This window comes from Paenibacillus auburnensis, from assembly GCF_927798115.1.
Classification (GTDB): Bacteria; Bacillota; Bacilli; order Paenibacillales; family Paenibacillaceae; genus Paenibacillus_AQ; species Paenibacillus_AQ auburnensis.
The window spans coordinates 170,142-178,256 of sequence record NZ_CAKMMG010000012.1 but is presented as its reverse complement, the minus strand read 5'-3'; the positions used below and the strand labels follow the sequence as shown (position 1 = coordinate 178,256).

Sequence of the window (8,115 nt, the reverse complement as noted above, 5' to 3'; positions counted from 1 at the left end):
CGTTTGGTGGCGATAGCGGAAGGGTTCCACGCGTACCCATCCCGAACACGACCGTTAAGCCTTCCAGCGCCGATGGTACTTGGACCGAAGGGTCCTGGGAGAGTAGGACGCCGCCAAGCACATGAAGCCATTGTTGATTCATCGACAATGGCTTTTTTTGTGTCTTTTAGTAATGGGGATAAGTGTCCTAGGAATGCTGCAGCATTGGGTTGCTGTTATAATATGTGTGTATAACCATTGAGAGTTAGCGGGAAAAGAAAACTTATGCACATGTGGATAGATTCTTAAAGTTCCAAATAATTAAAAAGTACTCCCCAATTTGTGTGGATAGAGATATAGATTATGTGGATACTTCACTGGATAATGTGAATGAATACGTAAAGGAGCGTAAAGTTATGGACAAGCCAAGTAATCTTTTGTGGACAGAGGATTTTACGGTACATGCAAGTGACACAGACTTTCAGTCCAGGGGCAAGCTGTCCTTTCTTCTAGATATTATGCAGCGTGCTGCGGATTCAGCTGTAGGCAGTCTGGGGTTAAGTATAGATAAAATGCTTGAGGCAAGAATGGGCTGGATGGTTATTACGCTGATTGTGGATATTCATCGGCTGCCTTTACCAAACGAAATTCTTAAAGTACATACCTGGAGCAAAGGGAACAAAGGAGCACTCTGGCAGCGCGATTATAGGATTTTTGACGAGGATAGCGTAGAAATTGCGTCGGCGCGCTCGATTTGGGCTCTTGTGGACATTGATAAACGAAAGATACTCCGCCCGTCGGCCTTGCCGATAGCAGTAGAGCCCTATCTTGAGGATTCAGTAGGAAGTCTGCCGGATAAAGTAGTAATACCCGCAGATGTTCCTTTGCAGGAGGCTTATCGTTATCAGGTTAGGTATAGCGGACTCGACAATAACGGACACCTTAACAATGCACGATATGTAGATTTATGCTGTGATGCGCTCACTTTAGAGGAATGGGAAGAATCGAGGCTAACCGGTCTGCAGATCACTTATGCACAGGAAGCTAAGTATGGTGAGGATTTTAGTATTATGCGGTCTTCCCGGACTGAAGAGGGCATTTATGTACGAGGCCAAGGTGAGGATCGGGTATTTTTTGAGGCTTGCCTGAGTTTCGGACAATAGGATCTAGAACGGGTACTGCAACTGCTCGGTTTAAGGGGTTGCTGCATGGATAAAACCTTATCCAAATAAGTCTGTGTCTGCTGAGCAGATGCGGGCTTGTTTGCCGTTAAAGATAGGGTTGGAATCGATGAAACAGCCTGATGATTGATTTGCAGGCTTTTGAATAATGGTATAATAAATTGTTGATTTGGAAGGGAGAGAACTATGAAGGTATTAGTGCTTGCGGAGAAGCCTTCGGTTGCGCGCGAGATTGCGCGTGTCATGGGCTGCGTGAATAAACAGAAGAGTTATATTGAAGGTCCTAAATATGTCGTAACCTGGGCGCTGGGGCATCTAGTCGGCTTGGCTGAGCCGGAGGATTATAATCATAAATTTGCAGCCTGGGCATTGGAAGACTTACCGATTCTGCCGGAAAAAGCTAAGCTGAAGGTATTGCGGGAGACAAGCCAGCAGTACAAGGCAGTACAGCAGCTAATGAAGCGGCAGGATATTGATGAACTGATCGTTGCCACGGATGCGGCGCGTGAAGGGGAACTCTTGGCACGCTGGATTATGAATATGGCGGGCTGGAAAAAGCCGTTCCGGCGGCTGTGGATTTCTTCGCAGACGGATAAGGCCATTAAGGAAGGGTTCGCGTCGCTGCGCCCCGGGCGGGATTTTGACCGGCTCTATGAGTCAGCCCGCTGCCGTGCTGAGGCGGACTGGATGATCGGGCTTAATGTTACCCGTGCTCTCACCTGCAAGTTCGGTGCACCCCTGTCAGCCGGCCGGGTTCAGACACCGACTCTGGGCATGATTATGGACAGGGAAAATGAAATTACCGGCTTCCGTTCGCAGGAATATGAGCTGCTGACTGCTGATTTCGGAAGCTTTCAGGCAGGCTGGCGTGCTCCGGGCGGGGACGGGCGTATTTTTGAGAAGGAAAAGACAATTGCGCTTAAAGACAAGCTTACTGGAAGCACAGGACGGATCACAAAGGTGCAGAAAAGTGAAAAAAGCGAGCCGCACCCGCTGGCTTATGATCTTACAGAGCTGCAGCGGGATGCTAACCGTAAATTCGGGTTCTCGGCTAAGCAGACCTCGAGTGTGCTGCAGCGGTTATATGAGCAGCATAAGCTGGTTACTTACCCTCGTACGGATAGCCGCTATCTGACTTCCGATATGACAGGAACCTTGAAGGAACGTCTGGATAGTGTGGCTGTCGGCCCTTATGCAGCACTAGCGCGGCCGCTGCTGCGTAAGCCGCTGTCGATAACGAAGCGGATCGTGGATGACAGCAAGGTAAGCGATCATCATGCCATTATCCCAACCGAACAGACGGTTCTGCTGAATCTGCTCAGCGCAGAGGAGCGGAAGCTCTATGATCTGATTGTCCGCCGCTTTATCAGCTTATTTTATCCTCCCGCCCGTTATGATGCCGTTGCAGTAACGGTAACCGTTGAAGGCGAGGGCTTCTATGTCAAAGGCACGACAGTAAAGGATGCGGGCTGGCGTGAGGTTTATGGCGGAGATATGAGCAGTGATGAAGATGAGGAGAATACGGCAGATGAGCCTGCAGCCAGCACCGTGAAGCTGCCTGAGCTTCGCGAAGGCGAGACTGTAAAAGTGCAGCGCTGTAATATCCGTCCGGGGCGGACACAGCCGCCAAAGCGTTATAATGAAGCTTCACTGCTGACTCAGATGGAGAAGCACGGGCTGGGAACCCCGGCTACACGCGCAGATATCATCGAGAAGCTGGTTAGCTCAGACACGATTGAACGCCAAGGCAATCTGCTGCATCCGACCGGTAAGGGCAAACAGCTAATAGGGCTGGTGTCGGCGCAGCTGCGTACACCGGAGCTGACTGCGCGCTGGGAAGCCGAGCTCGAGAAGATCGCCCGCGGACAGGGTAAGTCGGAGCCTTTCCTGCAAGGTATCCGCAGTATGGCACAGGAGCTGGTATCCGGTGTTAAAAGCAGCGGTGCGGAATACAAACCGCATAACGTCTCCAGCAGCCATTGTCCGGAATGCGGAACGAGAATGTTAGAAAAGAAGACGAAGCGCGGCAAGCTGCTGGTATGTCCGGCGGACGGTTGCGGTTATACCCGGGCAGGAGAAAAGAAACTATCCAACCGGCGCTGTCCGCAATGCCATAAAAAAATGGAACTTAAAGAGGGCAAGGCAGGGCTCTACGTGCAGTGTTTGGGCTGCGGAATAACCGAAACCATGGATAAGGACCATAAACATATCAATAAGCGTGAGCAGCAAAAGCTGGTACAGCAGTATAGCAAGCCGGAAAGTGTAGGCTCAAATCTTGGTGATCTGCTCAAAGCCGCAATGGAAGCAAAGGCAAAGGGAGAATAGTTCGGGCTGGTTTACCGTGGCATTTTATTCCTTAATAAGGAAATTAAATACCGGGTAAGGATCGAACGTCCTTGTATAAGGTTGTTTGTGAGAGGTGCGTGAACAAGACTGCGGAGATGATCTGCGGTCTTGTTTAGGTTAAAGGACTGCACAGGTTATATGCGTGAGAGCATACTGGGAATTTTGCTTACGTGAAATGAAATAAGATTGCTACTGTTATATGTAAGAAAGATATGGTTTACTGAAAGGAATTAGGCCGGGAGGAGAGATCCCGGCAAATGTGAATGGAGTGATATTGGAGTGGTACCTTCAGAAGCAGAAAGGCAGTATGATCAGGAGCAGGTGGCGGCTGGGCCTTCTAATGGAAAAGGAAACAGCCGGATTTACTTTTTAGCTATCGTATTTATGTTCTGGTTCTCTTCTTATATTTATGTTCCGGTACTCTCACCTTATGTGGAGCATCTCGGTGCATCTTATATTATGGTCGGTGCGGTACTTGGTGTGTACGGGCTGATGCAGATTCTGTGCCGGCTGCCTATCGGCATCGGGTCGGATTATCTGAACCGGCGGCGGCCGTTCATTTATCTGGGCCTGATCGCTAGCGGCACGAGCTGTCTGATTTTTATGGCCGGTGCAGATCCGGTCTGGGCATTGGTGGCCCGTGCTGTGTCAGGGATTGCAGCCTCCGCCTGGGTCGTATATTCGGTAATGTTTGCGGGGTATTTTCCAAAGGAGGAAGCGGGGCGAGCGATGGGGATGCTGCAGTTCACCACTGTCATTGCCCAATTATCCAGCATGATGATCAGCGGCTATATGGTTGAGCATTGGGGATGGAACACTCCTTTTATAGCCGGAAGTATTGTAGCGGTACTTGCTATGCTGCTTGCGCTGCGTTTACCTGAACAGAGACAGGCGAAACGCGAAGGCGGGATCCGGCTCAGAGACCTGGCGGGTGTAATGAAGGAACCGCTGTTGGTCAAAGTCTCGCTGTTGTCCGTACTGGCGCATTGTGTTCTCTTCATTACCATGTTCGGCTACACGCCTAACCAGGCGCTTGATATAGGTGCGAGTAAGGAAAGCCTCGGCTGGTTAACGTTATCTTTCATGGTGCCGCATGCTGCAGCCACACTTTATGGCTCCCGGATGTTTGGCAGGCTGCTCGGAGATAGAGGGACTCTGCTGCTGGGTTTTGCCGGGAGTGCGCTGTTTACCCTGCTGATCCCGTCCATGCCGACGCTTGCTGCGCTGTGTGCGACACAGGTGGGGAATGGTTTTATGCAGGGACTGATTTTTCCATTGCTGCTGGGCAAGTCGGTAGCGGGAGTAGAGTCGTTTAAACGGGCTACAGCGATGGGCTTCTATCAGGCAGTCTATGCATTTGGCATGTCGGGAGGCCCTTTTGTGGCCGGGTGGATGAGTGCTGCCTATGGGCTCAGAGGCGGTTTTTGGCTGGGCGGATTTGCTGCGGCACTGGCTGCGGTATTATCCTGGGTATGGATTCGTGAGCCCGCAGCAGCTGCCAAAAGGCTTCACAGAGCGGGGTAGATACTTGGCAGCTGATGTGAGGATTATTGGTTTTTTGAGGCAAAGGGGAATATAATAGGAAGTAGATAGGATGCAAGAAGGAGGGGCCGGAAAGATGGTCAGGGGCGTGCTGCTGTGGTTTGTGCTGATTAATATCATCGCGTATGTGGTGATGTCCGAAGACAAGAATAAAGCCCGCGCGCGGCGTGAACGTGTGCCGGAGAAGACGCTGTTTCTGCTGGCGTTTATGGGCGGCGCACTGGGTATATGGATTGCGATGTACCGCAAACGGCATAAAACAAGGCATACTTCCTTCCGGATCGGAATTCCGCTGCTGCTAGTGCTTAACATCCTGCTGTATGGGTATTTTTTAAGATAGTGTTTTGAAAATAGGCTACTGGTTACACAAAACAGAAAGAGGTGGCGTATATGTTATTCTCTAAAATTTTGCTCGCCTATGACGGGTCAAAAGCTTCCAATCAGGCATTGGAGCGGGCGATCGAACTGGCTAAGGTAACTCCCGGTTCCTCCATTTACGTCGTACACGCATTTGAATTCCCGCGGTTTTTCATCGGGGAAGCACTCGCGCCTCTGCCGGCTTCAGTGAACAAGGATTATTATGATTTGGCAGTGCAGACCACGGAAGAAGTGAAGGGACGTCTGGAAGAGGAAGGCCTGAATGCGACTGTTGAGCTGCTGCAGGGTTCTCCTGCTGAAGTGATTCTGAATTATGCCAAGGAGCAGAATGTGGATGTTATTGTCATCGGCAGCCGCGGACTTGGAGGAATACGTGAATTTGTCCTGGGCAGCGTAAGCCATAATGTGGTACAAAGCTCCCGGATTCCGGTACTGGTCGTAAAATAATAGAGGGTTAGCGGGCGGGACGCTTAGGTGTTCCTCCCTTTTTTCTATAGTTCTACAGGAAGCATAAACGTGGAGAAAGAGGCCATTCGCTGTTCGATTAGCCATTTTCAGGAATTTGATTGTGCCCAAAAGCGAACGTTTTGACGGCTGGAAATAACAATGTTCGTGTTTAAGTTGACACGAAGTGTAGGGCATTGTTAAACTGAACCTATGAAGAGCTCGTATAAAACCGGGAATAGGGCCCGGAAGTTTCTACCCGGTAACCGTAAATTGCCGGACTACGAGGAAATAGGATGACTAGAACAGCTCTTAAGCGCCGCTCCGGTATACGGGGCGGCGAGCTCTGCGCTTGACTTGATCTCCGCCTCTGGCGGATAGCGGAGCAGTCCTCTCCTGATTCCTGCAGTAGTCTGGGTCCACCCGCAGCAAAATGCGTCTGGAATCCGGGCTTTTTTTTTCGGATTTATGGAAAACTAGTGAGAAACGGGACAACTTAAAGCAAATGAGTTTCTATATTGAGCGGAAGGTAGGTTGAAACATGTCTGTGCAGGTTGGAGTTATCATGGGCAGCAAATCCGATTGGGAAACGATGGAGTATGCCTGTGCCGTGCTGGAAGAGCTGAAAGTTCCGTATGAGAAAAAAGTCATCTCTGCACATCGTACGCCGGATCTGATGTTCCGCTATGCGGAGGAAGCGGCAGCACGCGGTCTCCGGGTTATTATTGCCGGAGCGGGCGGTGCAGCACATCTGCCGGGCATGGTCGCGGCAAAGACGATTCTGCCCGTTATCGGTGTGCCGGTGCAGTCCAAAGCACTGAACGGCCTGGATTCGCTGCTATCTATTGTGCAGATGCCGGGAGGAATCCCGGTGGCCACCGTGGCGATTGGGCGTGCAGGTGCAACCAATGCAGGCTTACTTGCGGCGCAGATCATCGGTGCCTTTGATCCGGAGGTACAAGGCCGGGTACAGCAGCGTCGTGAAGCGATAGAGCACGAAGTGCTGGAAAGCAGCGACAGCTTATGAGGCACGAAGAATTGAAGGCCGGTGCTTTGGATGCAGCCCGCACGCTGCTGCCGGGCCGGACGACGATCGGCGTGCTCGGCGGCGGCCAGCTCGGCCGCATGATGGCGCTGGCCGGCAGCGCCATGGGGTACCGCTTCGTGGCGCTGGACCCTGCGCCGGATGCGCCCTGCGGGCAAGTAACGCCGCAGATCACCGCGGCGTACAATGACCGCGACGCGGCGCGGGAGTTGGCGCAGCGCGCGGACGTTATCACGTACGAGTTCGAGAACGTCGACGCCGGCGTAGCCGCCTTGCTGACGGAGGAATCGTACGTGCCGCAGGGCAGCGAGCTGCTGTATACGACGCAGCACCGGCTGCGCGAGAAGGCCGCGATCGAGGCTGCGGGCGTGCCCGTTGCCCCGTACCGCAAGGTCGGCAGCCTGGCGGAGCTTACCGCCGCGGCTGCCGAGCTGGGCCTGCCCTGTGTGCTGAAGACCGCCACAGGGGGATATGACGGCAAGGGACAAGCCGTCATCCGCCAACTTGAAGAGCTGGAGGCAGCCTTCCGGCAGGTGGCACCTAACGCGGCATCGCAGCACGGAGACGCCGAAGCACCGGAGCTGGTGCTGGAGAAATTCGTGAAATTCAAGTGTGAAATTTCCGTCATTGCCGCGCGCAGCACCTCTGGTGAAGTGAAGTGCTTCCCGCCTTCGGAGAACATCCATGTGAACAACATTCTGCACCTGTCCATTGTGCCGGCGCGAGTCCCGGAGGATATCCGGCAGCGGGCCTGCGAGCTGGCCGAACGGCTAGTGTCCGGACTGAACGCAGTCGGACTGCTGGCTGTGGAGATGTTCGTTACGGAAGACGGGGAATTATTCGTCAATGAACTGGCGCCGCGTCCGCATAATTCGGGGCATTATACGATGGACGCCTGTGTGACTTCGCAGTTTGAGCAGCACATCCGGGCGATCTGCAATCTGCCGCTCGGTGAGACTGCACTGCTTACCCCGGTGGTCATGGTAAATGTACTCGGAGAGCATTTGGACGGTGTGATTCAGCGGACCGGACATCCGGATGAGGCGGCAAGCCGGCTTGGGATTGCTCCCAAGCTTCATATATATGGCAAGACCGAGAGCAAAAACGGCCGAAAAATGGGCCATATCAACCTGCTCTGCAAGGATACCGGCGACGGATTGTCCTGGGTAGAGCAAACTAACCTTTGGAGGAACTGAACAG

Annotated in this window: 7 protein-coding genes, 1 rRNA gene and 1 riboswitch; all 8 genes read left to right on the top strand. The window is 52.6% G+C overall.

What is annotated here, in order from left to right; genetic code table 11:
* Positions 1-2: 2 nt before the first annotated feature.
* The 8 genes from rrf (at position 3) to purK (ending at position 8,111) form a co-directional block, all read left to right on the top strand.
* Positions 3-119 (top strand): 5S ribosomal RNA (rrf, locus tag L6H70_RS26400).
* A 204-nt stretch (positions 120-323) separates the two neighbouring features.
* Positions 324-1,142: an acyl-[acyl-carrier-protein] thioesterase gene (locus tag L6H70_RS26395; RefSeq protein WP_236337211.1), complete on the top strand. Its 819-nt coding sequence runs from the start codon at positions 324-326 to the stop codon at positions 1,140-1,142.
* Between the two features lie 204 nt (positions 1,143-1,346).
* On the top strand, positions 1,347-3,485 hold the full coding sequence (locus L6H70_RS26390) for a DNA topoisomerase III (protein WP_236337210.1): 2,139 nt from the start codon (positions 1,347-1,349) through the stop codon (positions 3,483-3,485).
* Between the two features lie 300 nt (positions 3,486-3,785).
* Complete coding sequence (locus tag L6H70_RS26385; RefSeq protein WP_236337209.1) at positions 3,786-5,030, top strand: MFS transporter; 1,245 nt, start codon at positions 3,786-3,788, stop codon at positions 5,028-5,030.
* A gap of 94 nt (positions 5,031-5,124) precedes the next feature.
* Complete coding sequence (locus L6H70_RS26380; protein ID WP_236337216.1) at positions 5,125-5,388, top strand: DUF1294 domain-containing protein; 264 nt, start codon at positions 5,125-5,127, stop codon at positions 5,386-5,388.
* Between the two features lie 50 nt (positions 5,389-5,438).
* Positions 5,439-5,873, top strand: coding sequence for a universal stress protein (locus L6H70_RS26375; protein WP_206103087.1), 435 nt, complete (start codon positions 5,439-5,441; stop codon positions 5,871-5,873).
* A 199-nt stretch (positions 5,874-6,072) separates the two neighbouring features.
* Positions 6,073-6,174: riboswitch (purine riboswitch) on the top strand.
* Between the two features lie 237 nt (positions 6,175-6,411).
* Complete coding sequence (gene purE, locus L6H70_RS26370; protein WP_236337208.1) at positions 6,412-6,897, top strand: 5-(carboxyamino)imidazole ribonucleotide mutase; 486 nt, start codon at positions 6,412-6,414, stop codon at positions 6,895-6,897.
* The gene (purK, locus tag L6H70_RS26365) at positions 6,894-8,111 is read left to right on the top strand and encodes a 5-(carboxyamino)imidazole ribonucleotide synthase (protein ID WP_236337206.1); all 1,218 of its coding nucleotides are present in this window, start codon (positions 6,894-6,896) and stop codon (positions 8,109-8,111) included. Before purE ends, purK begins: the two co-directional genes overlap by 4 nt.
* The last annotated feature ends 4 nt before the right edge of the window (positions 8,112-8,115 follow it).

Coding starts and splice junctions, on each gene's coding strand:
- L6H70_RS26390 (WP_236337210.1), top strand. CDS start 1,347: ATGAAGGTATTAGTGCTTGCGGAGAAGCCTTCGGTTGCGCGCGAGATT.
- L6H70_RS26380 (WP_236337216.1), top strand. CDS start 5,125: ATGGTCAGGGGCGTGCTGCTGTGGTTTGTGCTGATTAATATCATCGCG.
- L6H70_RS26375 (WP_206103087.1), top strand. CDS start 5,439: ATGTTATTCTCTAAAATTTTGCTCGCCTATGACGGGTCAAAAGCTTCC.
- purE (WP_236337208.1), top strand. CDS start 6,412: ATGTCTGTGCAGGTTGGAGTTATCATGGGCAGCAAATCCGATTGGGAA.
- purK (WP_236337206.1), top strand. CDS start 6,894: ATGAGGCACGAAGAATTGAAGGCCGGTGCTTTGGATGCAGCCCGCACG.